22 protein-coding genes, 1 tRNA gene and 1 riboswitch are annotated in these 23,620 nt (G+C 68.8%); of the genes, 9 read left to right on the forward strand and 14 right to left on the reverse strand.

Annotation, left to right across the window (positions count from 1 at the left end):
- Window positions 1-2: 2 nt before the first annotated feature.
- Genes bamA through fabZ form a run of 3 tightly spaced genes read left to right on the forward strand, consistent with a single transcriptional unit; the run spans window position 3 to window position 3,915 of the window.
- A complete protein-coding gene (gene bamA, locus E6G92_04825; GenBank protein ID TMJ19135.1) occupies window positions 3-2,801 on the forward strand; it encodes an outer membrane protein assembly factor BamA in 2,799 nt (932 codons plus the stop codon).
- Window positions 2,801-3,430 (forward strand): OmpH family outer membrane protein, encoded by a 630-nt coding sequence (locus E6G92_04830; GenBank protein ID TMJ19136.1) that lies wholly within the window; start codon window positions 2,801-2,803, stop codon window positions 3,428-3,430. Before bamA ends, E6G92_04830 begins: the two co-directional genes overlap by 1 nt.
- Window positions 3,430-3,915 (forward strand): 3-hydroxyacyl-ACP dehydratase FabZ, encoded by a 486-nt coding sequence (gene fabZ, locus E6G92_04835; protein TMJ19137.1) that lies wholly within the window; start codon window positions 3,430-3,432, stop codon window positions 3,913-3,915. The genes E6G92_04830 and fabZ overlap by 1 nt, the downstream gene beginning before the upstream one ends.
- Here fabZ and E6G92_04840 read toward each other — a convergent pair.
- From E6G92_04840 to E6G92_04855, 4 genes are read right to left on the reverse strand one after another with little or no spacing between them, the layout of a single operon-like run.
- Window positions 3,881-4,570, reverse strand: coding sequence for an ABC transporter ATP-binding protein (locus E6G92_04840; GenBank protein ID TMJ19138.1), 690 nt, complete (start codon window positions 4,568-4,570; stop codon window positions 3,881-3,883). The two genes, fabZ and E6G92_04840, sit on opposite strands and share 35 nt — an antisense overlap.
- Entirely contained in the window at window positions 4,567-5,526 is a 960-nt protein-coding gene (locus E6G92_04845) for an iron ABC transporter permease (protein TMJ19139.1), read from the reverse strand. Before E6G92_04845 ends, E6G92_04840 begins: the two co-directional genes overlap by 4 nt.
- The gene (locus E6G92_04850; GenBank protein ID TMJ19140.1) at window positions 5,523-6,389 is read right to left on the reverse strand and encodes an ABC transporter substrate-binding protein; all 867 of its coding nucleotides are present in this window, start codon (window positions 6,387-6,389) and stop codon (window positions 5,523-5,525) included. The genes E6G92_04845 and E6G92_04850 overlap by 4 nt, the downstream gene beginning before the upstream one ends.
- The gene (locus E6G92_04855) at window positions 6,283-8,142 is read right to left on the reverse strand and encodes a TonB-dependent receptor (GenBank protein TMJ19141.1); all 1,860 of its coding nucleotides are present in this window, start codon (window positions 8,140-8,142) and stop codon (window positions 6,283-6,285) included. The genes E6G92_04850 and E6G92_04855 overlap by 107 nt, the downstream gene beginning before the upstream one ends.
- Window positions 8,143-8,225: 83 nt before the next feature.
- A riboswitch (cobalamin riboswitch) is annotated at window positions 8,226-8,388 on the reverse strand.
- A 148-nt stretch (window positions 8,389-8,536) separates the two neighbouring features.
- On the opposite strand from E6G92_04855, the gene E6G92_04860 reads away from it, so the two are divergent.
- Window positions 8,537-8,767, forward strand: a complete 231-nt coding sequence (locus E6G92_04860) for a 50S ribosomal protein L31 (GenBank protein ID TMJ19142.1) — start codon at window positions 8,537-8,539, stop codon at window positions 8,765-8,767.
- A gap of 7 nt (window positions 8,768-8,774) precedes the next feature.
- Entirely contained in the window at window positions 8,775-9,299 is a 525-nt protein-coding gene (locus E6G92_04865; GenBank protein TMJ19143.1) for a GNAT family N-acetyltransferase, read from the forward strand.
- A 166-nt stretch (window positions 9,300-9,465) separates the two neighbouring features.
- Here E6G92_04865 and E6G92_04870 read toward each other — a convergent pair whose 3' ends face one another.
- The 10 genes from E6G92_04870 to E6G92_04915 form a co-directional block, all read right to left on the reverse strand.
- Complete coding sequence (locus E6G92_04870) at window positions 9,466-9,717, reverse strand: hypothetical protein (GenBank protein TMJ19144.1); 252 nt, start codon at window positions 9,715-9,717, stop codon at window positions 9,466-9,468.
- Between the two features lie 89 nt (window positions 9,718-9,806).
- Complete coding sequence (locus E6G92_04875; protein TMJ19145.1) at window positions 9,807-10,898, reverse strand: CoA transferase; 1,092 nt, start codon at window positions 10,896-10,898, stop codon at window positions 9,807-9,809.
- Entirely contained in the window at window positions 10,895-12,085 is a 1,191-nt protein-coding gene (locus E6G92_04880) for an acyl-CoA dehydrogenase (GenBank protein TMJ19146.1), read from the reverse strand. The genes E6G92_04875 and E6G92_04880 overlap by 4 nt, the downstream gene beginning before the upstream one ends.
- A 55-nt stretch (window positions 12,086-12,140) precedes the next feature.
- Window positions 12,141-13,670 (reverse strand): tetratricopeptide repeat protein, encoded by a 1,530-nt coding sequence (locus E6G92_04885; GenBank protein ID TMJ19147.1) that lies wholly within the window; start codon window positions 13,668-13,670, stop codon window positions 12,141-12,143.
- 69 nt (window positions 13,671-13,739) lie between these two features.
- Window positions 13,740-14,693 carry a methyltransferase domain-containing protein gene (locus E6G92_04890; GenBank protein TMJ19148.1) on the reverse strand — a complete coding sequence of 318 codons (954 nt, stop codon included), beginning with the start codon at window positions 14,691-14,693 and terminating at the stop codon, window positions 13,740-13,742.
- Window positions 14,694-14,756: 63 nt separating this feature from the next.
- Window positions 14,757-14,969, reverse strand: a complete 213-nt coding sequence (locus tag E6G92_04895; GenBank protein ID TMJ19149.1) for a hypothetical protein — start codon at window positions 14,967-14,969, stop codon at window positions 14,757-14,759.
- Entirely contained in the window at window positions 14,966-16,732 is a 1,767-nt protein-coding gene (locus tag E6G92_04900; protein ID TMJ19150.1) for a carbamoyl transferase, read from the reverse strand. Before E6G92_04900 ends, E6G92_04895 begins: the two co-directional genes overlap by 4 nt.
- Window positions 16,732-17,460 (reverse strand): ferritin-like domain-containing protein, encoded by a 729-nt coding sequence (locus E6G92_04905; GenBank protein ID TMJ19151.1) that lies wholly within the window; start codon window positions 17,458-17,460, stop codon window positions 16,732-16,734. The genes E6G92_04900 and E6G92_04905 overlap by 1 nt, the downstream gene beginning before the upstream one ends.
- A gap of 1,195 nt (window positions 17,461-18,655) precedes the next feature.
- Window positions 18,656-18,745 (reverse strand) — tRNA-Ser (locus E6G92_04910).
- Window positions 18,746-18,778: 33 nt separating this feature from the next.
- A complete protein-coding gene (locus E6G92_04915) occupies window positions 18,779-19,600 on the reverse strand; it encodes a hypothetical protein (protein ID TMJ19152.1) in 822 nt (273 codons plus the stop codon).
- Between the two features lie 146 nt (window positions 19,601-19,746).
- On the opposite strand from E6G92_04915, the gene E6G92_04920 reads away from it, so the two are divergent.
- The 4 genes from E6G92_04920 to E6G92_04935 are packed head-to-tail and all read left to right on the forward strand — an operon-like array spanning window position 19,747 to window position 23,606.
- Window positions 19,747-20,814, forward strand: a complete 1,068-nt coding sequence (locus tag E6G92_04920) for a lytic murein transglycosylase (protein TMJ20713.1) — start codon at window positions 19,747-19,749, stop codon at window positions 20,812-20,814.
- Between the two features lie 16 nt (window positions 20,815-20,830).
- Entirely contained in the window at window positions 20,831-22,006 is a 1,176-nt protein-coding gene (locus E6G92_04925; protein ID TMJ19153.1) for a D-alanyl-D-alanine carboxypeptidase, read from the forward strand.
- Window positions 21,970-22,620 carry a dTMP kinase gene (gene tmk, locus E6G92_04930; GenBank protein ID TMJ19154.1) on the forward strand — a complete coding sequence of 217 codons (651 nt, stop codon included), beginning with the start codon at window positions 21,970-21,972 and terminating at the stop codon, window positions 22,618-22,620. The genes E6G92_04925 and tmk overlap by 37 nt, the downstream gene beginning before the upstream one ends.
- On the forward strand, window positions 22,617-23,606 hold the full coding sequence (locus E6G92_04935; protein TMJ19155.1) for an AAA family ATPase: 990 nt from the start codon (window positions 22,617-22,619) through the stop codon (window positions 23,604-23,606). Before tmk ends, E6G92_04935 begins: the two co-directional genes overlap by 4 nt.
- The last annotated feature ends 14 nt before the right edge of the window (window positions 23,607-23,620 follow it).

Raw genomic sequence — 23,620 nt, forward strand, 5'->3', positions numbered from 1 at the left:
GCATGTTCGGGCAGGGCGAGCGATTACAGGGAGTGAGGCCGGACGCTGCATCCGGCCGTTCAATCAAAAGGCGGGGACGCGTGAGGGCGAAAGAAGTTTTTCCGAAAGGCCGTAGACTGTGCACCGCGCTGATGATCGGAACGGTCGTCGGCGGGTTTGGCGCACCGGCCATGGCTCAGTCCATCCCTGCCGGAGCCCCGGCGCAGAATGCCCCGGCTCAGGCCCCCGCGGGGCAAGCCGCTCCCGAAGCTCCTCCGGCTCTGCCCGGGACGACGGTGGCGCCCGAGCCGACGCGCAACGTCGCCTCGGTCACCGTGCAGGGCAATCAGCGGCTCGAGGCCGAAACCGTTCTTTCCTACACCTCGCTGCGGATCGGCCAGCCTTACGATCAGGAGCGTCTCGATCAGGCGCTTCGCGATCTCTACGCGACGGAATTGTTCGCCGACGTCGTCATCGCCGGCGCCGACACCGGCAACCTCATCATCCAGGTGCGTGAGAACCCGGTCATCAACCGGATCGTCCTCGAGGGCAACCACCGCATCAAGGACGACAAGATCACGCCGGAAATCCGGTTGGCTCCGCGCCAGATCTTCACCCGCAGCCGTGCCCGCGCCGACGTCGCGCGGATCATCGAGCTCTACCGCCGCCAGGGCCGCTACGCCGCCAGCGTCGAGCCGCAGATCGTCCAGCTCGACCAGAACCGCGTCGACGTGGTGTTCGAGATCAACGAAGGGCCGCGCTCGCGAGTCCGCCGGATCAACATCATCGGCAACGAGGAGTTCGGCGACCACCGCCTGATCCAGGAAATGGCGACGCGCGAGCATGTCTGGTACAACATCTTCAGCTCGCGCGACACCTACGATCCCGATCGGCTCGCCTACGACCAGCAGAAGCTTCGGCAATTCTACCTGACTCAGGGCTATGCCGATTTCCGCGTCGTCTCCGCGGTCGCCGAGCTGACTCCGGACCGCCGCGACTTCATCATCACCTACGTGGTCGAGGAGGGGGACCGCTACAAGTTCGGCGACCTCTCCGTCGAGAGCGACATCCGCGATTTCAGCGCCGACCGGCTCCGCGCGCGGCTGCCGATGCACACCGGCGACTGGTACAACGCCCAGCTGGTCGAGGACACCCTCACCCAGCTCAACGAGCTGGCCGGCGTGTTCGGCTACGCCTTTTCGGACGTGCGCCCGCAATACACCCGAAGCCGCGAAAACCTCACCATGGGGATCGCCTTCCACGTCGCCGAAACTCCCCGCGTCTACGTCGAGCGGGTCGACATCAGCGGCAATTCGACCACCCAGGACAAGGTGATCCGGCGCGAGTTCCGCCTCGCGGAGGGCGATCCCTTCAACAACGTCCGCGTCCGCCGCTCGCGCGACCGGATCCAGTCGCTCGGCTATTTCCAGGACAATCTCGAGATCACCCAGGAGCAGGGCTCGGCGCCCGACCGCGTGGTGCTCGGCGTGGCGGTGGAGGAGCGTGCGACGGGCCAGCTCCAGCTTTCGGCGGGCTTTTCGAGCATCGAGCGATTCCTCGTCAACATGTCGATCCAGCAGCGCAACTTCCGCGGCCACGGCCAGGAGCTGCGCGCGGCGGTCAATTATTCGAGCTACTCCAAGTCGATCGAGCTCGGCTTCACCGAGCCCTATCTGTTCGACCGCAACATCGCGATCGGGTTCGACGTCTACCGGCGCGACCTCAACAGCTTCAACTTCCTCGGCAACGACCGCACCACCACCTACCAGCAGATCACCACCGGCGGCCAGGTCCGCTCCGGCCTGGCGCTGACCGAGACTCTGCAGCTCGCCTTGCGCTACAGCCTCAATTACGACGAGATCAGCCTCAACCAGGACATCTATTTCACCGATCCCGACGGCGCCGGCCCGCTTCCCGCGGTCTGCAACCCGCTGGTCGCCGGCCGCTATCTTTGCGACACGATCGGCGACCGGCTGACCTCCTCGGCCGGCTATTCGGTGGTCTGGGACACGCTCAACAACCGGCTCCATCCCAATCACGGCACGCGCATCGTGTTCAACCAGGATTTCGCCGGCATCGGCGGCGACGTCCACTATCTGCGCACCCGCCTGCTCGCCGCGAAATATTGGAACGTCTTCGGCAACTTCATCTTCTCGCTGTCCGGCGAGGCGGGCTACATCCACAGCTTCGACGAGGGCACGCCGACCGACGATCCGGTCCGGCTGACCGACCGCTTCTTCCTCGGCAGCCCGCAGATCCGCGGCTTCGACATTCGCGGCGTCGGCCCGCGAATCCAGCGCACGCCCTATCTCTACGATCTCGACGCATCGGGCGTGGCGACCAACGTCAGGCTCAGCGAGGATCCCAATTCGATCGTCGACGACGCGCTCGGCGGGCGCGCTTATTATCTCGCCCGCGCGGAGCTCGAGATTCCGCTGGGCGCGAGCATGCGCGAGCTCGGCCTTCGCCCGTCGGTGTTCGTCGATATCGGCGCGGTGTGGGGCGTTCGCCAGCCGGATCTGATCAACATCGATCCGAACAACCCGCTCGCCTTCAACGCCTGCACCGGCACCGGCGGCGCGATCACGCTTCGGCGGGGCGCGTGCGACACCGCGAGCGGCGAATCGCTGACCCGCTCCGCCACTCAGCCGTTCCGCGAGGTCTTCCTGGGAGATTCGCCGAGCCCGCGCCTCTCGGTCGGCTTCGGCGCAAACTGGAACTCGCCCTTCGGCCCGTTCCGGATCGATATCGCCCATGCTCTGCTTCACGAGCCCGGCGACGACACCAAGCTCTTCACCTTCAACGTAGGGACTGCATTCTAATGAACAAACTCCTCCTCGCGCCGGTCGTTGCCGGCCTAGCCTTGACCGCTGCGGTCGCCGCCCAGGCGCAGCAGCTTCCCGCGGCCGTGGTCGCGGTGGTCAACCGCAACCAGGTCGCCCAGACCTGCACGCCCTGCGCGGCCGCGACCGGCCAGCTTCAGGCCCAGGGCCAGGCGTTCCAGTCGCGCCAGGCGCAGCTCGCGGGGCCCCTCCAGGCCGAGCAGCAGGCGATCCAGACGGCGATCAACGCGCTGCCCGCGAACGGCCAGCCCGACGCCGCGCTGACCGCCCGCATCCGCGCCTTCGAAACCAACCGCGACGCGGCTTCCGCCGAGCTCGGCCGCACGCAGCAGACGCTGCAGCGCAACGAGAATTACGTCGTTCAGCAGATCCTGCAGCGGATGCAGCCGATGATCCAGCAGGTCGCGCAGCAGCGCGGCGCGACCGTCGTGCTCGACACGACCGACGTGCTCACCTCGTCGCCGCAGGTCGATCTGACCCCGGCCGTGCTGGCGCTGATGAACGCCAACGCCACGCCGTTCAACGTCACCGCGCCGGCCCCGGCCGCGGCGCCCGCCGCCGCGACGCCCGCGCCGGCCCAGCAGCGCCCGCGCCCGCCGGGCCGCTAATGGCGAAAGAGTCCAGCGCCGCTGTCCCTGCCTCCGTCGGCCCGCTCGACGTCAGGCAGGTGATGGCGGCGCTGCCGCATCGCTTCCCGATGCTTCTGGTCGACCGGGTCGAAGAGCTCGTCCCGGACCGGCGAATCGTCGCCGTTAAGGCGGTGACGATCAACGAGCATTTCTTCGCCGGCCATTTTCCGGACCGGCCGATCATGCCCGGCGTTCTGATCGTCGAGGCTTTGGCTCAGGCCGCCGGCGTGCTCGCGGTCGAATCGCTCGGCCTGTCGGGCTCCGGCAAGCTGGTCTATTTCATGGCCATCGACGGCGCGAAGTTCCGTGCACCCGTCGAGCCCGGCGTTCTGCTTCGTCTCGAGGTCGAGTTCGTTCAGAAGCGCGCCACGGTCTGCAAGTTCGCGGGCAAGGCCTATGTCGGCGACAAGCTCGCCGCCCAGGCGGATTTCACGGCGATGATCGCGGATCCGCCAGCTTCCTGACCTCGCTCCAGCGGCCGCCGCGCCGCTCGATGCCGAAAATCTCCGGCACCTTCTCCATCCCCTCGGCCGCGATCCGCCCCTTATTCATCACCACCACCCGGTCGGCATAATGTTCGGCCGCGTCGAGATCGTGGACCGCGATCAGCGCCGCACGTCCACCCTGCGCCACTTCCGCGCGCACCAGCTCCATCAGCCGGATCTGCCACAGCGGATCGAGATTGGCGGTCGGCTCGTCGAGCAGCAGCAGCTTCGGCCGGGGCGCGAGCGCCCGGGCGATCAGCACGCGGCTGCGCTCGCCGGTCGAGAGCGTGTCGATTCGCCGGTCGAGCAGCGGATCGAGCTCGAGCGCCGGAAACGCCGCCTGGCCGCCGCCGAGCGCGATCAGATCGCGCGCCGGTAAAGGCCAGGGGACGTCCCGCGACGCCGGCAGATAGGTGAGGTGCGCCGGCCTCAGCGAAGGGGGGAGGGTGCGCGGATCGATCCCCTCCATGTCGACCTCGCCCGCCGCGGCGCCGATCCCGGCCAGCGCATGGAGCAGGCTGGTCTTGCCGCTGCCGTTGGGGCCGATCAGGCAGACGAGCTCGCCCGCGCGGATTTGGACGGAGGCGTCCTCGAGACGTCCCGGAAGCGAAAGGCCCGAAGCTTCAAGGATCATGCCCTCAGCCTCCAGCGCATGCGCGCGACCAGCCAGAGGAAGAAGGGCGCGCCGATCAGCGCCGTCACGACTCCGATCGGAAGCGTTCGGCCGAGCGGCGCCATGCGCACGGCGAGGTCCGCGGCGGTGAGCAGCAGGGCGCCGATCAGCGCCGCCGGCAGGATCGCACTGCCGGGATGGCCGCGAGTGAGGCGGCGGGCGAAGATCGGCGCGACCAGGCCGACGAAGCCGATCGCCCCGCAAATCGCGACGCAGGCGCCGACGCCGAGGGCGGTGAGGCACACGATTTGGAGCCGCAGGCGGGCGACGTCATGGCCCAGCGACTGCGCCACCTCCTCGCCCAGCGCGAGCCGGTCGAGCGCCGGGCCGAGCCGAATCAGCAGGGCGATCGTCAGCAAGGCGGGCAAGGCGGCGAAGGCGGCCTGGTCGAGGCTTCGGTCGATCAGCGAGCCCATCAGCCAGTCATAGGCGTCGTAGAAGGCGAAGGGGGAAGGGGCCAGCGCCAGGGCCAGGGTGGTCAGCGCCCCGGCCAGAGCGCTGATCGCCAGCCCGGAGAGGAGCAGGGTGGCGGTCTCGGCCCGCGGCCCCGCCAGCGCGAGCAACAAGGCGAGCGCGCCCGCCGCTCCAGCCACCGACCCGATCGACAGCGCGACCGGCGCCGCGAAGCCGAACAGATAGGCGGTGACGACCGCGCCGAGCGCCGCGCCGCTGGTCGTCCCGGTGAGATCGGGGGAGGCGAGGGGGTTGGCGAACAGGGCCTGGATCGCCGCGCCCGACGCCCCCAGGGTCGCGCCGTAAGCGAGCGCGAGCAAGGCGCGAGGCAGCCGCAGCTCCGTAAGCACCGCGGTCCCGAGCGCTCGGTCAAGGCCGAGCAGCGGCGCAAGCGGCCACAACACCGAGGCGGCGAACGCGGCGGCCAGCGCGACGAGCAGGAGGGCGGCGACGGGGCGGGTCACCGGGCCGCCTCGCCGCGCAGCCGCGCGATTTCGCCCATCAGCAAGGGTCCCATGCAGGTCCAGAGCCTCCCGTCGGTCGCGATCGTGCGCGCCCGGCCCGAGAGCCGGGCGGCCGGGTGCGAGAGCCAGCGCTGCTGGTTCGAATATTGCCCTGCGCGATAGTCGCTCCGAAGCAGGACTGTCGGCGGCGCGACGATCAAAGTCTCCAGCGACACCCGGTCCCCCTGCATCGGCCGCTGCCTAAGCCCGGCGAGCCGCATCCATTGCGCCTCGAGGCCCGACGCCGCAACCGTGCGGCCGCCGCCGCCGAGCCAGATCGTGTCGCGCGCGGCGGGCGGAGCGCTCCGGATCAGCGCGGCCATTCGGCGCAGCAGCCGGACGCCCTGCTCCTCGCGCCCGAGCGCCCTGGCCAACCGCCTCACGCTCTCCGCCACGTCGCCGAGGCTTTGCGCGAAGGGGAGGTCGAGCGTGCGCATGCCGAGCCGCTCGGCGATCCGCACCCGGTCGCGCCCGCCGCCGCCCATCGTCACGACCAGATCGGGCCGGAGCGGCACGACGGAGAGCAGGCTGCCGTCGTTGCGGGCATAGCGGCCCGCCACGCGCCACAAGGGCGTCTCCCGCTCCTGCTGCGCGAGGTGCGTGACCGAGACGATTTGCTCCGGCGCCGCGAGCAGCATAACCAACTCGTCCGTGCACAGGTTGAGCGACGCCACCCTTCGCGGAGCCGCTTCGGCCTGCGGCGCCGCGAGGGCGAGGCTAATCGCCGAAAGCGACGCGAAGACCCGCATACACCGTCCGTCCCGCGGTGTTGTAGCCGACCACGTCCTGATAATCGGCGTCGAAGGCGTTTTCCGCCCGTGCATAAGCTTCCACGCCGCCCATCAGGCGATAGGCGATGTTCATGCTGGCCAGTGCATAATCATGCAGCCTGACCGTCGCGGCGGGAAACAGGTCGAAATCGCTATCCGTGCGTGCGCCGACATAGGCGAGGCTCGCGCCCCAGCGGAATCGCCCGACGGTCCCGTAGCCGGACAAATTGGCGCTGCTTCGGGGCCGGCGCACCTCGCGCACCAGCATCGTGCCCGCTACCCGCTGCTCGTCGGCGTCCAGCCAGGCATAATTGGCCGTGAGGTTGAGCCAGCCGGCGTGGCGGTAGCCGGCCGAGAGCTCGACGCCTTCGCGGCGGCTGACACCGTCGGCATTCGCGGTGCTCGACGAGAAGGTGGCCGGGTCGAACACGTCGACGATCTCGTCGTGCAACCGGGCGGAGAAATAGGTCGCGCCGAGTGAGAAATGCGCGTCGCTCCAGCTCATGCCCGCCTCCCAGCCGCGCGACCGTTCGGGCTGGAGGCCGGGATTGCCGGCGAAGGAGCCGGGGAAGAAGCCGTAGAGGTCGTAGAAGGTCGGCTGGGCGATTCCTTCACCATAAGCGGCGTGGAATCCAAAGCCTTCCATCGGGCGCACCAGAACGGAGGCGCGGAAGGTGGTGGCGTCGGCGAAGGCGCTGAAGGCGTCATGGCGCGCGGCGAGGTCGGTGACGATCCAATCGGCCCATTGCGCGCGCCACTCGCCGGCGAAGGCGGTCAGGCGGCGGCTGCGGGCTTGGTCGGTGCCGCCGAAATAGCCGGTGTCGCGCCCGCGGAAGCCCTCGTCCTCATGCTCGATCGCGGCGGTCAGGCGGTGGCCGCCGATCCGGCGGGACAGCTGGGCGCCCAGCGTCAGCCGGTCGCCGAAGGTGCTGTTGATCGCAGCGCCCGCGAGCAGGTTGCGGTTCGCGCTGTCGAGATAGGAAGCCTGGCCTTCCGCGCTCCAGCCGCCCCATTCGCCCAAGGCCCAGCCGCGCACCGCCGCGATCCGGTTCTTCGTCTCGTCGAGCGTGTCGGCGCGGGTGAAGAAGAGCGGATCGAAGCCGTCATATTCGCTGTCGCCGGCGATATAATGGCCGACGAGGCCGAGGCGGATGCTGCTCGAGGGCCGCGCTTCGACCTTGAGGCTGGCCGACAGGTTGTCGAACCCGTCCCGCTCCCCCCCGGAGCCGAACGAATCGATACCGTCGCTGCGAAGCCATCCCGCCGACGCCATGACGCCAATATCTCCCGCCGTGAGCGCATAGCGGCCGGCGAGGCGGCTGCTGTCGAGGCTGCCATATTCGGCCGTGCCCTCGAAGCCCGCGGCAGCGAAGGCATCCACACTCTCCGCCGCGACCACGCCGCCGAGCGCCTCGCTGCCCCACAGGGCCGATTGCGGCCCGCGCACGATTTCGATCCGCGACAGCGAGTCCGAGGTCAGCAGCTCGAAGCGCGCCTCGTTGCCGGCGGCGGGATCGTTGAAGCGGATGCCGTCGAGGAAGACCAAAGTGTGGTTGGCCTCGGCGCCGCGTATGCGGACCTGGGTCTGGGTGCCGCGCGGGCCGGTGCTGGCCACCGCGAGGCCCGGCGTAAGGCGCAGCAGGTCGGGGACGGCGGGTAGCGAGAGATCGTCCAGCGCCTCCTCGTCGAGCACGGTCGTCGAAGCGGCGGCCTGGTCCTGCGCCAGCGGCTCGCGCGAAGCCGTGACGACGATCGGCGCCTCGGCCGGCTGCAGCGCCAATGTTGAGATGAAATACAAGATATTCATTCTATCCTCCTGAAACGACACGTTTATGTCGCCTCGGAGGAGCCGCTCGCGCGGCGCCACGCATCCCTGGCTGATCCCGGCCGGATGCGGACGACGGCGGAGGCAGGTCTCCTGGCTCACGGCTCGATCGCTTCGGCATCCTTTGCGGATGGCAAGCTCGCCGCTTACAGTTGCGGGCACAGCGCCGGATTTTCACCGGCTTCCCATTTTCACCGCCGTGCCAGGGCCCATGAAAGTACGACTTTCATGGGGATCTTGACGGGCGGCACCTTCGCTCGGAACGGGTTATTGCGCCGCAGCATGGCTTGTCAATCGCGGCCTCAGCCTGTAGAGCGCGCTCTGCATTTCCGCCAGGCTGGTCGGAACCAGCCAAAACCCACGGAAGATCAAAGACATGAAGACCGACACCCACCCCGATTACCACATGATCAAGGTGCAGATGACCGACGGCACCGTGTACGAAACCCGCTCCACCTGGGGCAAGGAAGGCGACACGCTGCAGCTCGACATCGATCCGACGGTCCATCCGGCCTGGACCGGCGGCAGCGGCAAGATGCTCGACACCGGCGGTCAGGTGGCGCGCTTCAACAAGCGCTTCGGCGGTCTCTCCCTCGGCAAGAAATAGCCAGTTGATGGGGGCCGCGCCGGTCCTCGAAACCGAACGCCTCGTCCTGCGCCCGTTCGGCGCGGGCGACGTCGACGCGCAAGCGACGATGATGAGCGATCCGGCCGTCATGCGCCATATCGGCGGCAAGGGGCTGTCGCGCGAGGAGGCGTGGCGCAAATTGCTGTGCGGTGCCGGTTGCTGGAGCGTCTTCGGCTGGGGCTATTGGGCGATCGCGCGGCGCAGCGACGGGGTCATGATCGGCCAGCTCGGCTTCGCCGACTTCAAGCGCGACATCACTCCCAATGTCGAGAACGTGCCGGAAATGGGTTGGCTGTTCGCCGCCGAGGCCAGCGGACGGGGCTATGCCACCGAGGCGGGCCTGGCCGCGCTCGACTGGATCGAGGCCGCGCACGACCGGCCCGAAGTGGTAGCGATCATCGACGAGGGCAATGCGCCGTCGATCCGGGTCGCCGAGAAGCTCGGCTTCGACGAAAGAGGCCCCGCCACCTATCGCGACGAGCCCATCCTCCTGTTCCGGCGGCGGCCTTAGGGTCGACATTCAATTTTCATCGTCATTCCCGCGAAAGCGGGAATCCAGCTTCTTCAACCGCTTACGAAGAGAAACGAGCTGGACCCCCGCTTTCGCGGGGGTGACGGCAATGGAAACATCCTAAGCCAAACAAGCGGCTGGCTAGATGTCGATCCGGCCTCAGCGCTCAGCCTTCATTGTCGTAATCGCGCCACTGGCGGGCGGTCAGGCAGACGCGCCGGTACTGGTGCGTGCTGCTGGTGGTGATCCGGCGGCAGATCCGGCGCTCGCCGTTGGCATCGGTGCCCTCGCCGGTGTCGGCATTCTGCGGCGCCTCGCGATTCTCGGAGGAAAGCCCCGCGCCGCTCCCGGCCTGCCCCTGGTCGGCCTGGAAAGCAGAAAAAGAAAGAAAAGCAACGCTGACCAGCACCAAGCTCATAAGAAATCCTCCGCCCGCATTCAGATCGAATGGCGCGCATAAAGGAACCGTGTCTGTCTTGCAAGGCGCTGATCGCAAACAATTTTGTATCAGGCGCGGGGCGGGCTCGGACGGGAGGAAACCTGTCTTTTGCCGTCGATGACGATCGGTGAGGCGAGCCCCGGAGGCCCGTCGCCACCGATCCGCATCCCTCGGGCGATGACCTGCGGATCGGCAAAAACCTGGGCGAGATCGTTGATCGGCCCCGCCGGGATGCCGGCGGCGGCGAGGGCCGTGAGCAATTCGTCGCGCCGGCGAGACGAGATGGCGTTGGTGAGCACGGCGTCGAGGGCCGCCCGGTTCCGGACGCGGTCGGCATTGGTGGCGAAGCGGGCATCTTCCGCGACGCCGAGGAGGGCGCAGAGACGCCGGAACTGGCCGTCATTGCCGACCGCGACGACCAGCTCGCCATCCGCGGCCGTGAAGGTCTGGTAGGGCGCGATATTGGGATGGGCGTTGCCGTGACGTCGCGGCGGCTCGCCGGTGACGAAATAGTTCATCGCCTGATTGGCGAGCACCGCCACCTGCGTGTCCAGCAGCGCGATGTCGATATGGCAGCCCGAGCCGGTCGCATCGCGCCCGCGAAGCGCGGCCAGGATAGCGGTCGTCGCGTACATGCCGGCGAAGAGGTCGGCATAGGCGACCCCGGTCTTCTGCGGCTTACCGTCCGGCTCGCCGGTCAGATCCATGATCCCGCCCATCGCCTGGACGACGAAATCGTATCCCGCACGGGCGGCATAGGGCCCGTCCTGGCCGAAGCCGGTGATCGAGCAATAGACGAGGCACGGATTGACCGCCTTCAGGCTCTCGAAATCGAGCCCGAAGCGCGCCAGCCCACCGACCTTGAAATTCTCGATCAAAACGTCCGCCTCGCGGGCCAGCGCGCGGACCTGCTCTTGCCCCGCCTGCGTCTCCAGATCCACGGCGACCGACGATTTGCCGCGGTTGCAGGCGTGGAAATAGGCGGCGCTGCCGTCGGCGGCGAAGGGCGGGCCCCAATGGCGGGTATCGTCGCCGCAGCCGGGCCGCTCGACCTTGACCACCTCGGCGCCGAGATCGGCCAGCAGCTGCCCGGCCCACGGCCCGGCGAGGATTCGTGCCAGCTCTAAGACCTTCAGGCCCTGAAGCGGCTGGTCCGTCAAAAGGCGGCGATTCCCGTAATCGCGCGGCCCAGGATCAGCGCGTGGACGTCGTGCGTGCCCTCATAGGTATTGACCGTTTCGAGGTTCGCCGCATGGCGCATGACCTGGAATTCGGCGCTGATTCCGTTGCCGCCGTGCATGTCACGCGCGATTCGGGCGATCTCCAGCGCCTTGCCGCAATTGTTGCGCTTGATCATGCTGATCGTCTCGGGGATCAGCTCCCCCGCGTCGAGCCGCCGGCCGACGCGCAGCGCCGCTTGCAGGCCGAGGCCGATCTCGGTGACCATGTTCGCGAGCTTCAGCTGGACGAGCTGGGTGGCGGCCAGCGGACGGCCGAACTGCTTGCGCTCCAGAGTGTAGCCGCGCGCGGCGTGGAAGCAGGCCTCGGCGGCGCCCATCGAGCCCCAGGCGATGCCGTAGCGGGCGCGATTGAGGCAGCCGAACGGGCCGGCCAGGCCGGAGACATTCGGCAGCAGATTCTCTTGCGGAACCTCGACCTCGTCCATCACGATTTCGCCGGTGATCGAGGCGCGAAGCGAGAGCTTCTCCCTGATCTTGGGCGCTGAGAGGCCCTTCATGCCCTTCTCGAGCACGAAGCCCTTGATCCGACCCTCATGCTCGTCCGACTTGGCCCAGACCACGAAGACGTCGGCGATCGGGGAATTGGTGATCCACATCTTGGCCCCTGAGAGGACGTAGCCGCCGTCCACCTTCTTTGCCCGGGTACGCATGCTGCCGGGGTCGGAGCCCGCATCGGGCTCGGTCAGGCCGAAGCAGCCGATCCATTCGCCCGACGCCAGCTTCGGCAGGTATTTCCGCCGTTGCTCTTCGCTCCCATAAGCATTGATCGGGTGCATGACGAGGCTCGACTGGACCGACATGGCCGAGCGGAACCCGCTGTCGACCCGCTCGACCGCCCGGGCGATCAGGCCGTAGCTGACGTAATTGAGTCCGGCGCCGCCATATTCGTGGTCGATCGTGGCGCCGAGCATTCCGAGCTCGCCGAGCTCGTTCATGATCTCCCGGTCGAAGCGCTCCTCCAGATAAGCGCTGGTGACCCGCGGCTGAAGCTTCTCCTGCGCATAGCCCTCGGCCGTGTCGCGGACCATCCGCTCCTCGTCGGAAAGCTGCGCGTCGAGCGCGAACGGGTCCGCCCAGTCGAAGGGCAGGGGTCTCGGATCGGCCATCTTTTCCCTCGCTTGCGCCCGCCCGGTAGCGGTTCGCGCCGCGGCGGGAAACAGCTTATTCCGTGCCGTGCGGCGCCGGGGCGGGCGTGGGGCCGGGCGGCGCCTCCCCATCCGGCTTGCCCTCGATCATTCCGCGAGGCCGTCCTCCGGCCGCCTGCTGCATCAGCTCGTTCGCCGCCGCGGCAAGGCTTCGGTCGTGCGGATTGGCGACGAGCGGCGCGAGCAGGCGCAGGGCTTCGTCATAATCGCCCCTCTCGATCAGCACCCGCGCCGCGTTGAGGGATATGGAAGCGACCTGGGGCGCCAACTGGCCTGCCCTGACCAGCAGGTCGCGAGTCTCCTCGGAAGCGGAGGCAAGATCTCCGTGGAGGCTTTCGACGTAGCGAATCAGCGCCTGAAAGTGGGTCGGGTCCGCCGCGCGGGCGCGTCCGAACCATAAGGTCGCCGAAGCCGAGGCGCTTTCCGGCGCGCCGTCCGCCTTGGCCAGGGCCAAATAGCGCATGCCCTTCAGATACATGAGGTCGGCATCGTTCGGCGCGCTCGCCAGCAGCCGGTCGAGCAGCCGGTCCGCGCTCGCGCCGTCGCCGTAGAGCAATTCCGCATGGGCGAGCACGCGCATCGCCAGCGGATCCTCGGGATAGCGCCTCGCGGCGGCGCGGATGCGCTGGAGATAGGGCTGGCGTCTGTCCTCGGCGATTCCCACCCGCAGCGCAGCCTCGTAGAGAATCATATCGCCGGTCGAGGTGGGCATTGTCGTCACGACGATCGGCGGGGGGGCGGCGGCGCTCGCCCGCTGCGCCTGGCGGTAGGCGATCTGGCCGCCCTGGATGTAGCGCCTGAGTTCGCGTGTCAGAGCGTCGGGAGTCATGCCCGTCGCGGCGAGCAGCGCGTCCGTGCCGCTGGGGCTCCTCCGGAAGGCCCGGAGGAACTGGGACAGCGCCCGCTGCCGCTCCGGCGTGCTGTAGAAATAGTGAACGAGCAGCCAGCTCTGCGCGTAATAGGCCGCCCCGGCCTCGGCGTTGAGGCCGTCGGTTCCGCCGTTGAGCACCCGCTCCATCGGCAGCCAGGCGCCGTCGAGGATCGACGAGGCCCGGCCGCGCGAATAATTGCCGATGTCGATGTGATCGCCGCTGAAGCGCACCGTCGAGAAATATTCGGCGAAGCCCTCCACGTACCACGTCGGGTAGGTGTTGGGCATGTGCTGCCACATGAAATGATGGGTATATTCGTGGAACAGGATCTCCGTCCCGCGGCTCTCCGCGCGGGCGTCGACGATCGCGGCGATGCCGTCGTCCGAAGCCATGTAATAGCCGGCCGTGCTCATGGGGACTTCCCGCACCATGCGCAGATCCGCGATCCCGTCGACGAAATAGACGTGGAGCTTGGGCGCCGGCCGGTCGCTCGAAGCCAGCCTGCGAAGCAGCCGGTCGAAATCCTCGAGCAGCAGGCTTCGTTCGCGAAGCTGGGATTCGGACATGTTGCCGTAGAGGACGAAGCTCGGGCTCTCGGCGCGCCGCCATTCAGCCCGAGCGGGAGCCAGGGCGAGCAGCCAGCCTATGATTACGAACGCGATCCCCCGCCACATCCACTGTCCCCCCCGTGTCCTGGCGGCGACCAGCCTAGACGTTCGGCCCCCCGCGGCAACCCCGTAGGATTACGTGGATCGGCGGCGCCCGACGGTGACGAACAGGCCCCCTTCGCCGCCAAGGCTGCGCATCCAGCCCACCTGCGCGGCCCAGGCCTCGAGCGGCCAGCAATCGGCGGAGGGCTCGAACAGGTTGTCGGGCTCGTCGCCGGCGATCGTGCTGGGATAGGTGCGCAGCCACTCGACCCCGTCTTCGGCGAACCAGCGGCGGACCTCGCCGACGCTGTGGCGATGCTCCTCGGGATGGCGATACTGGTCGCGAAGCCACGCCTCGCGGCGGGCCGGCTCGGCCTTGCGGTCGCGCAGGACGGGGTCGAAGGGAATCCAGCGAAGGCCGGTAAGGCGGGCGACGCCGCGCCGCAGCCTGAGGGGAATCCGCGCAATGCGGTTGTAGAGGCCGAGTACGATCATTCCGCCGGGGCGCGCAGCGCGGACGATGCGGGAGAAGGCCGCGCGGGGGTCGGGCGTGTGATGGAGCACTCCGGAGGAGTAGACGAGGTCGAACGCTCCAGCCTTGAGCGGCAGGGCGTTGAGGTTCGCCTCGACGAAGGTCACCTGGTCGATTCCGTAGCGTCGCGCCGCATCGGCGCCGAGCTTCAACGCCTCGCGCGACAGATCGAGGGCGACGATCACGCGGTCGGCGCGGGCGAGAAACAGGCTCGTCTGACCGGTGCCGCAGCCGATCTCGGCGATCCGCGCATCGCCGGGGAGGGATCGGTCGAGCAATTGCGCGAAGGCGCTGCGCCCCGCCCTGGCGCGCAGCCAGGTGAGGCTGTCGCCGGGCGGGTAGCCGGGGAAGGGCGCCGCATTGTAGAAATTGCGAACCGTCTCGGTGCGGGCGTCGGCGTCGAGGCGAAGGCAGGAAATGCCGTCCGGCGCCGGCCATTGCCTGCCGCAGCCTTCGCAGCACAGCGCGGCGTCGAGCGAGGCCTGGCAGAGCGGGCAGGCGAGAAGCGTCACGATGCTGGACCCCGTTGCCGCATCGTCAGCGCGGAAAACCGGTTCCCACTTTTCCGCACGATGCTCCTAGAAGATCGAATAGATGAACGGCGCCAACGCCTCGATGCCCGCCGCGAGGATCAGGAGGAAGCCGGTGACGCACAGGAAGATCGCCAGCGGCATGATCATCCTCTTCTCCGATCCGCCGCGCCACAGGCCCCGCGCGAGGTGGGCGGTCGAGCCGAAGGCGCTGGCGAGAACGGCAAGCTGGCGCCGGAAGCGTCCGCGCTGGGGGATCATGCAAATTCCTCCTCGCGCCGCGCTTCGGCGCGCACGCGTTTCCTGATCAGAGTCCGGCCGGCGACGAGCAGGTCCATTCCGCTTCGGTGGAAGGTCGAATAGCCCTCGGCCGCCGAACAGGCGATCGGATCGCCGGCGATGTTGAGCGAGGTGTTGAGCAGGACCGGAACGCCGCTCCGCTCGCCATAGGCCTCGAGCAAGGTGTAGAGCCGCGGCGCGAAGTCGCGGCTCAACGTCTGCACCCGCGCGGTGCCGTCGACATGGGTGACGGCCGCGAGCCTCTCCCGCCATTCCGGGCGCACGGGGAAGACTCCGGACATGAAGCGCGCCAGCCGCGCCCCACCGGGCGGCAGCTCGAAGTAAAGGTCGGCGATCTCCTCCGGCACGACGGGGGCGAAGGGGCGGAACTCCTCGCGATATTTGATGTCGCGGTTGAGCCGGTCGCGCATCGCGGCGTCGTTCGGCGCGGCGAGCAGGCTTCGGTGCCCGAGCGCTCGCGGCCCGAACTCGCAGCGGCCGTCCATCCAGCCGACGATCCTGCCCGCCGCGAGCGCGTCGGCGCAGCGTGCGATCAACTGGTCGTCGTCCAGCGCCTCGACCGCGAGCCCGTCTTCCTCGGCGATCCGCGCCAGCGCCGCCCCATCGACGGCAGGGCCCAGGAAGCCATGATCGGGCAGCGTCCGGTCGGGATTTCCGAAGTGGATCCGGTCGGCATAAAGCGCCGCACCGAGCGCGCAGCCCGAGTCGCCGGGGGAGGTCGGCACGAACAGGCGTTCGAAGCCCGATTCGCGCAGGATCCGGGCATTGGCGACTCCGTTCAGCGCCACTCCGCCGCCGAAGCAGAGATCGGCGAGGCCGGTCCGCCGGCGCAGATCGCGGGCGATGTCCACCAGGATATCCTCGAGCACCAGCTGAACGCTCGCCGCGCAGTCCGCATAATGGCGCCCGGCCGCGCTGGAGAGATCGATCGGGTCGCAGGCGCGCCGCGCGGGGCCGAACATCTCGACGAAGCGGCGGGAGAAGGAGCTTTCGACGCTGCCCTGAAAATCGAAATAGTCGAGGTCGAGGCGGAACGCGCCGTCGGCGGTGCGCGGCACGAGCTTGCGGACCTCGTCGGCCATATTCGGGCGGCCGTAGGCGGCGAGGCCCATCACCTTATACTCGCCCTCGTTGACCGCGAAGCCGAGCCAGGCCGTGAAGGTCGAGTAGAGCATTCCGAGCGAGTGGGGGAAGCGGATCTCCCTCTCGAGCCTGATCGCCGTGCCCCCGGGCCCACGCGATCCGCGCCCCGCCGTCAGGGTCGCCCATTCGCCGACGCCGTCGGCGGTGAGGATCGCCGCCTCGCCGGTCGGGGCGGTGAGGAAGGCGGCCGCGGCGTGCGCCTGGTGGTGCTCGGTGAACAGGATCTTCGAGCCGGGCACGCCGAGCCTCGAGGAGATGATTCCGCGCACCCACGCTTTCTCGCCGAGCATGTTCTTCATCGCATGGGGGAAGGCGCGGTAGGAGCGGGGGAAGCCCCGCAGCAAAGTGGTGAGCACGCGGTCGAACTTCAGCATCGGCCGCTCGTAGAAGACCACCGCGTCGAGATCGCCGGGCTCCAGTCCCGTCTCGTCGAGGCAATATTCGATCGCCGCGAGCGGGAAGGCGGCGTCGTTCTTGCGCCGCGACAGCCGCTCCTCCTGAACCGCGGCGACCGGCAAGCCGTCGACCAGCAAGGCGGCGGCCGCGTCGTGATAGTGGCAGGAGAGACCGAGGATCTTCATCAAAACTGCCCGCGCAGATCGTGGCCTGCATCGCCGGGAAGCTCGACCCAGCCTTGCGGCTCGCGCCTGGCCGCGCGCTTGGAGATCCAGGCGAAGGGGGGCAGCAGGATGAAATATTGAAGCGTCAGGATCACTCCGCCGATCAGCCCGGCGAGCGCCACGGCGAAGCGCAGATAGGCCTGCCACACCCGCTTGAGCCGCGCCTTCCAGATCAGGCCCTTCGCCTTGGTGGGAGAGACGCGCTCGAGCTCGCGTTTCGTGTAGTTCATGTGGAACACCTCATCGCGCAGGATCCGGTCGAACACGGCGCGGGTCGCCTCGTCGGCGCCGACCGCGTCTCGGTAGACGGCGAAATCGCGCGCCGCATTGGCTTCGGACAGATGGAGGAAGGCCAGCAGCGGCGCGTCGCCGCCGGGGCCGATCTCGACGTCGTCGAGCCCCCGCTCGCCGGGCGCGAGCCAGTCGCGCTGGATCGTGTCGCCGGCGGTCCCCGGATGGACGCGCAGCAGCTCGATCGCCCGGTTGAAGAACATCTCCGCATGGCGCCGCTCGTCGCCCGCGTGACGCAGGTACAGCTTCCTGAGGCGCGGATCGGGGGTCAGCTCGGCAGCGCGGACGAGATCGCGTCCGCCATCAGCCTCGACCTCGGAGAAGCGCATCAGCCTCAGGCCGCGGCGCGCTTCATCCCCCCAGACCCATCGCTGCACCGGCTTGAGCAACGCGCGCATCGACGATACTCCTTGGAATTGCTTATCATAGCGTTGGGAAGCCTGCCAATGCCGGGCGGAGTCACGAGCCGAAGCGCCTCCGCCGCCCGCGCCGCGAACCTGTTCCTGGCGCTCGCCGGCCTCTTGCTGATCGCGCTCGCAGCCGCTGCGGGGCCTGCCTGGGCCGAGCGCCACTTCATGCCCACCTTCGCTTGGTCGCGCGGCTTTCAGATCGGCCTCGTCCAGGCGCTGCGTGCGCTGGTGGCGCTGATCGGACTCGCCGTCCTGCTTTTCGTCAGGCCCCGAATCCTGCGTCCGATCGCCGAAGGGCGGGGGAGGGAAATGGCCGTCTCGGCCCTCTCGGTGACACTGGCCGTGGCTGCGGCCTTCGGGGTCACCGAGGCGGTGCTGCACACGCGGACGTGGCGCTCGACTCAGGAGCATTGGGGAACGAAGGAGCCGTTGCGCCGGCCGGACTCGCGGCTCGGCTGGACGTTCGTCCCGAACCATCGCGGACCGGCCGAGATCGACGGCCGCCCTGTCGACTATGCGATCGACCGTTTCGGCTACCGCGCGCGCGATCCCGCCGCTGCGCCGGATCCCGCTCGGCCGACCATCCTGCTCGCCGGCGAATCCTTCCTGCTCGGCTACGGTCTCCAATGGCCCGAGACGATCCATGCCCGGCTCGAAGCGGCCACCGGGCTCCAGGTCGCCAATCTCTCGGTCAACGCCTACGCTTCGGACCAGATGTTCCTCAGGCTGCGCGCCGAGCTGCCGCGCTTCCGCCGGCCGGTTGCCGTGATCATCCCGTTCGTGCCGATGCTGTTCGACCGCAATTTGGACCGGGATCGCCCGCATCTCGACTCGCGCCTCGCCTGGCATCCCGCAGAGCCGCCCTCGCTTCGCCTCGTCGAGCTGGCGCGGCGCCTGCTCCGCTACCGAAGCGCGCAAGGCATCGAAGAGGGCGTGGCGATGACCCGGGCCGTCCTTCAAACGTCGATCCGACTCGTCGAGGCGCGCGGCGCCCGCGCACTCATCCTTGTGCCCGAATATGCGCCCGAGGAGTCCGCCGAGCGCGCAATCCGCCGCCGAGTGCTCGACGACGCGCATATCCCCTATTTGCTGGTCCGCCTCGATCCCGCCTGGCGCTTGCGGGCCGACCGACACCCCAATAAGCGCGGGGCACAGGCGCTCGCGGCGGCGATCGCCCGGGCGCTGGCGGATGGGGTGGGATTCGAACCCACGGTGGGCGTGAACCCACGGCGGTTTTCAAGACCGCTGCCTTAAACCACTCGGCCACCCATCCTTGCCCCGCGCTTAAGCGGCGGCGGCGCGCACCTCAAGTGCCGCGGGCCGCGCTCAGCACGCGGCTGCGCTCCTCGGGGGTAAGATCGAGCCAGGCGAGCGCGCTGTCGAGGACATGGTGCCGGCCTCTGGGCGATCTCAGCGCCAGGGTCCATTGCTGTTCCCCTGAAGCGCCCGGCGGCGGCGCTACCAGCAAGGGCATCGCCGGCGCCGGGAAGGTATCGACGGTCGGCTTCTCGGCGCCCGCCGCCCGCGTGTGGAGGTAGATGCGCCCGGGGCTGCGGATGGCCTTCTCGATCGGGACGAGCAGCGGCTGCGGGCGCGCGGCAGCGGCGGCCAGGCCCCGGCGCGAAGTGAAGAAGAAGGCGGCAAGGATCGCCGCGGGGATGAGCAACAGCGCGACAGGTCCCGCCAGCTCGGACCAGGTCATCGCGCGCTCCGCCTCCGGCTGGAGCATGGCGCGGTCGGGATCCTGCGGATCGTAGATTACCGGCGGCGTGAAGACCGGCGAGGCGCCCTCCAGGTGCATCTGCGTTTTGCGCTCGGTGCCGCCTTCCTCGGGCCGCAGGCGGTAGGAGACGGTGAACCAGCAATCGATCGGCCGCGCGCTGTTGGTGATCCGGCTGCGGCGCGACATGCATTCGCCGTCCGCATCCATCGTGTCCGCCGCATGGACGCCGCGCGCGCGCAGGTCGGCACGCAACTGCTGGCTCGTCCAGGCCTGCGAGCCCCAATAGAGAGCGGGAAGGGCGCTCAGCAGGGCGACGGCGAGAAGGACGATTCGCCAATTGCGCCGCTTCGGATCGCGCGCCAGCTTGAGCGGACGGCGCGGAAAGACATCGACCACGGACGCCATGAGAGCTCCTGAATGCCGAATCGTATTCCCGAGCATGCCCGCGAACGCCGTCAGCCGCCAACAAAATGGGGCCGGAGCGGCATTCGGGCGTTTCATGGACCGCGCCGCCATGTCATAGAGGCGGCAAGGCGTAAGCGAGGGTGAAGATGCGTTTGGTGCACTGCTTGGCGGCGGCGGTCCTTCTGGCAGGGGCGCCAGAGCCACGGCTCGGCCACGGCACGGTCGAGCTCGGCGAAAGCCCGGCGCTGGCCCAGCGGGCGCTCTCCGCGGAAGGCTTTCGCGACTATCTGCCCCGGCTTCGCGCCGAGGCCGCCCGCGCCGGCATCCGCGAAGCGACGATCGAGCGAATCTTCCCGACGCTCGAATTCTCGGCCCGCACCGTCGAACTCGACCGCGCCCAGCCCGGCGGCACCGCGGGAACCCCGACCAATCCGCCCTTCGCCCCCTATCGCGCCCGCCAGCTGACCCAGGCCCTGATCGATCGCGGCCGCGCCCGCTACGCCGAAAACCTGCCGCGCCTGCGCGAGATCAGCCGCCGCTACGGCGTTCCCGCACAATATCTGGTCGCCATCTGGGGCAAGGAGACCGGCTACGGCACGATCATGGGCAATTTCGATCTGCTCAACAGCCTTGCGAGCCTCGCCTATGAAGGCAGGCGGCGGCAGCTCTTCACCGACGAGTTCATCGCCACCTTGCGCCTCGTCGAACGCGGCTTTCCGCGCGAGGAACTCAAGGGGAGCTGGGCGGGCGCCGCCGGCCACCCGCAATTCCTGCCTTCGGTCTACCTGCGCCTGGCGGTCGATGGCGACGGGGACGGGCGGCCGGACATCTGGCGCAGCCATCTCGACGCGCTGGCCTCGATCGCCAATTATCTGCGCAGCGCCGGCTGGCGGCCGGGACTCACCTGGGGGACCGCGGTGAGCGTGCCCGCGGGTTTCGATCGCTCGTCGGTCGCCAATCGCCTGCGCGCGCCGCGCTGCGCCCCGGTCTTCGCCCGCCACAGCCGCTGGCTGAGCGGGGCCGAATGGCGCCGCCGGGGAATCGCCAACAGCCTTCCGGACGGCGCGCTCGCCTCCTTGATCGAGCCCGACGGTCCGGGCGCCACCGCCTATCTCACGACCAACAATTACCGGGTGATACTCGACTATAATTGCTCGAACTTCTACGCGCTGACCGTCGCGTTGCTCGCCGATTCGGTGGCCCGCACCAATTGAGGAACCGTCTCAGATCATGATCCGCAAGCCGTTGTATCTTCTTGCCTCCGTCGCAGCGATCGCCATGCCCGCAATGGCCGCCGCGCCGCCGTTCGAGACGCCCGCCAGCGTCGCCTACATGATCGATCTCTCGTCCGGGGCGGTGCTCTACGCCAAGGATTCCGACCGGCGCATCCCTCCGGCTTCGATGGCCAAGATGATGGCCACCCACGTCGCCTTCGACCTGATCAAGCGCGGCGAGCTCAGTCCCGACAAGATGTGCACCGTTCGCCCTGAAACGTGGCAGCGCTGGCACGGGCCCGAGGCCGGATCGACCATGTTCCTCTCGCCCGGCGAGCAGGTCAGCGTTCGCAACCTGCTCCACGGCATCGTCACTCTGTCCGGCAACGATGCCACGGTCGTTCTTGCCGAGTGCATTTCCGGGACGGAGCCGGCCTTCGTCGCGCTGATGAACCGCCAGTCGCGCGCGATGGGCCTCGCCAATTCCAACTGGGGCAACCCGGTGGGCTGGCCGGACGCGGGGGTTACCTACACCACGGCGCGCGACCTCGCGACGCTCGCCGCCGGCACGATCCGCGACTATCCGCAGCTCTACCGAGAATATTATAACACGCGCGAGTTCACGTGGGGCCGGACGATGGGCTCCAACCAGGCGATCACCCAGGGCAACCGAAACCCGCTGCTCGGCCGGGTGCCCGGCGCCGACGGGCTCAAGACCGGCCATACGGACGAGGCCGGCTACGGCTTCACCGGCTCCGCGGAGCAGGGCGGACGGCGGATCGTGATGGTCGTCGCGGGCCTCGGCAGCTTCAACCAGCGGATCGAGGAATCGGTGCGCTTCATGCAATGGGGCTTCAACGCCTGGCAGTCGCGCCCGCTGCTTCAGCAGGGGCAGCGGATCGGCGAGGCGCAGGTGCAGCTCGGCAATTCCTCCACGGTCGGCCTCGTCGCGCCGCGGAACATCGCCGTCACCTATCCCGCCGGGCTCGGACAGGGCTTGCGGGCGCGCATCGTCTACCGCGGACCGGTCAAGGCGCCGATCGCGCGCGGCCAGCACGTCGCCGACCTCGTCGTCACCACCGCCGACATGCCCCCCCAGACCATGCCGCTCGTCGCCGAAAGCGATGTCGGCGAGGCCGGCTTCTTCAGGCGCATATGGACGGGCCTCAAGAGCATCCTAGGGCTGGCGTGACCGCCAGGTTCATCTCGCTCGAGGGAGGCGAGGGCGTCGGCAAATCCACCCAGCTGAAGGCGCTGGCGAGCGCGCTCAGAGAGCGGGGCCTCGAAGTGGTCGAGACCCGCGAGCCGGGCGGGAGCCCGGGGGCCGAGGCGATCCGCGCACTGCTACTCCACGACCATCACTGGGGCGCCGAAGCGGAGGCCCTGCTGTTCGCCGCCGCCCGCGCCGATCATGTCGCGCAGACCATTCGCCCCGCCTTGGCGCGTGGCGCGTGGGTGCTCTGCGACCGCTTCGTCGACAGCTCGATCGCCTATCAGGGCGGCGCGGGCGGACTGGGCTTCGAGAGGGTGCGCGGCCTTCACGAGGCGGGAAGCCGCGGTTTCCTGCCCGACCGCACCCTGCTTTTGCAGCTTCCCGATAAGGAGGCCGCCGAGCGAGCCGGGCGACGCGACACGGGCGGGGCGGATCTGATCGGCGGGCGCGGCCCAGACTATCACCGCGGCGTGGCTCAGGCTTTTGCCCGCCTCGCCGCGGATGAACCGCAACGCTGGCGGGTTATCGAAGCCTCTGGCGCTCCCCACACAGTAACCGCACGAATACTTTCCGCGATCGAGGATTTGCTGTGACGCGGCTCCACGGCCACGAGGAACCAGTCGCCGCCTTCCGTGCCGGGCTCGAATCCGGACGGCTCCATCATGCCTGGCTGCTCGCCGGGCCGCGGGGCGTGGGCAAGGCCCTGTTCGCCGACAAGGCGGCGCTTCGCGTCCTGGCGTATGCTGCTGAGCCTCGAGCGGACCTTCCGGGACTCGACGTGGCCGAAGATCATCCGGCGGCAAGGCTGGTCGCCGCCGGCAGCCATCCGGATCTGATGCGGCTGGAGCGTCTGGTGAAGGAAAGCGGCACCGAGCTTGCCCGGTCGATCACCGTCGACCAGGTGCGCTCGCTCCAGCGCCTGTTCGCCACCACGCCCTCGATGTCGCCGTGGCGCGCGGTGGTGATCGACTCGATCGACGATCTCGAGACGGCCGGCGCCAACGCGCTGCTCAAGAATCTGGAGGAGCCGCCTCCCGACACCGTCTTCCTGCTCGTCAGCCACGCGCCCGAGCGCCTGTTGCCGACCATCCGCTCGCGCTGCCGAATCCTGCGCTTCGCGCCTCTGGGCGATGACGTCATGGCGTCGGCGCTCGAGGCGGCTTTGCCCGACGCCGATGCCGAAGAGCTCGCCGCGCTGACCGCCGTGGGGAAGGGGGCGCCGGGGCGTGCAATCGCCTGGCGAGGGCTCGACGTCGAGGGACTCGACCGGGAGATGGACGCGCTCGTCCGCGAGGGGGATCCGTTCAACGCCCGCCGCTCGACGCTCGCCCAGAGCCTCGCGCTCAAATCCGCCCAGCCGCGCTACGAGGCGTTCCTCGCCCGCGCCCCTTCGCGCATCGCCGGGGAGGCGAAGACGCGGCAGGGGCCGGCGCTGGCCGAAGCGCTGAAGCTGTGGGAGCGGGCGAACGCGCTTGCGGGAAGCGCGCAGCGCCTCTCTCTCGATGCCCAGACGACGGTGTTCGAGCTGGCAGGAATGCTCGCCGAGCTGGCGCCATGCCGGGATCAGGCCGCGGCTTAGCCCTTTATCGCCCG

The sequence above is a fragment of the Alphaproteobacteria bacterium genome (genome assembly GCA_005883305.1).
Taxonomy (GTDB): domain Bacteria; phylum Pseudomonadota; class Alphaproteobacteria; order Sphingomonadales; family Sphingomonadaceae; genus Allosphingosinicella.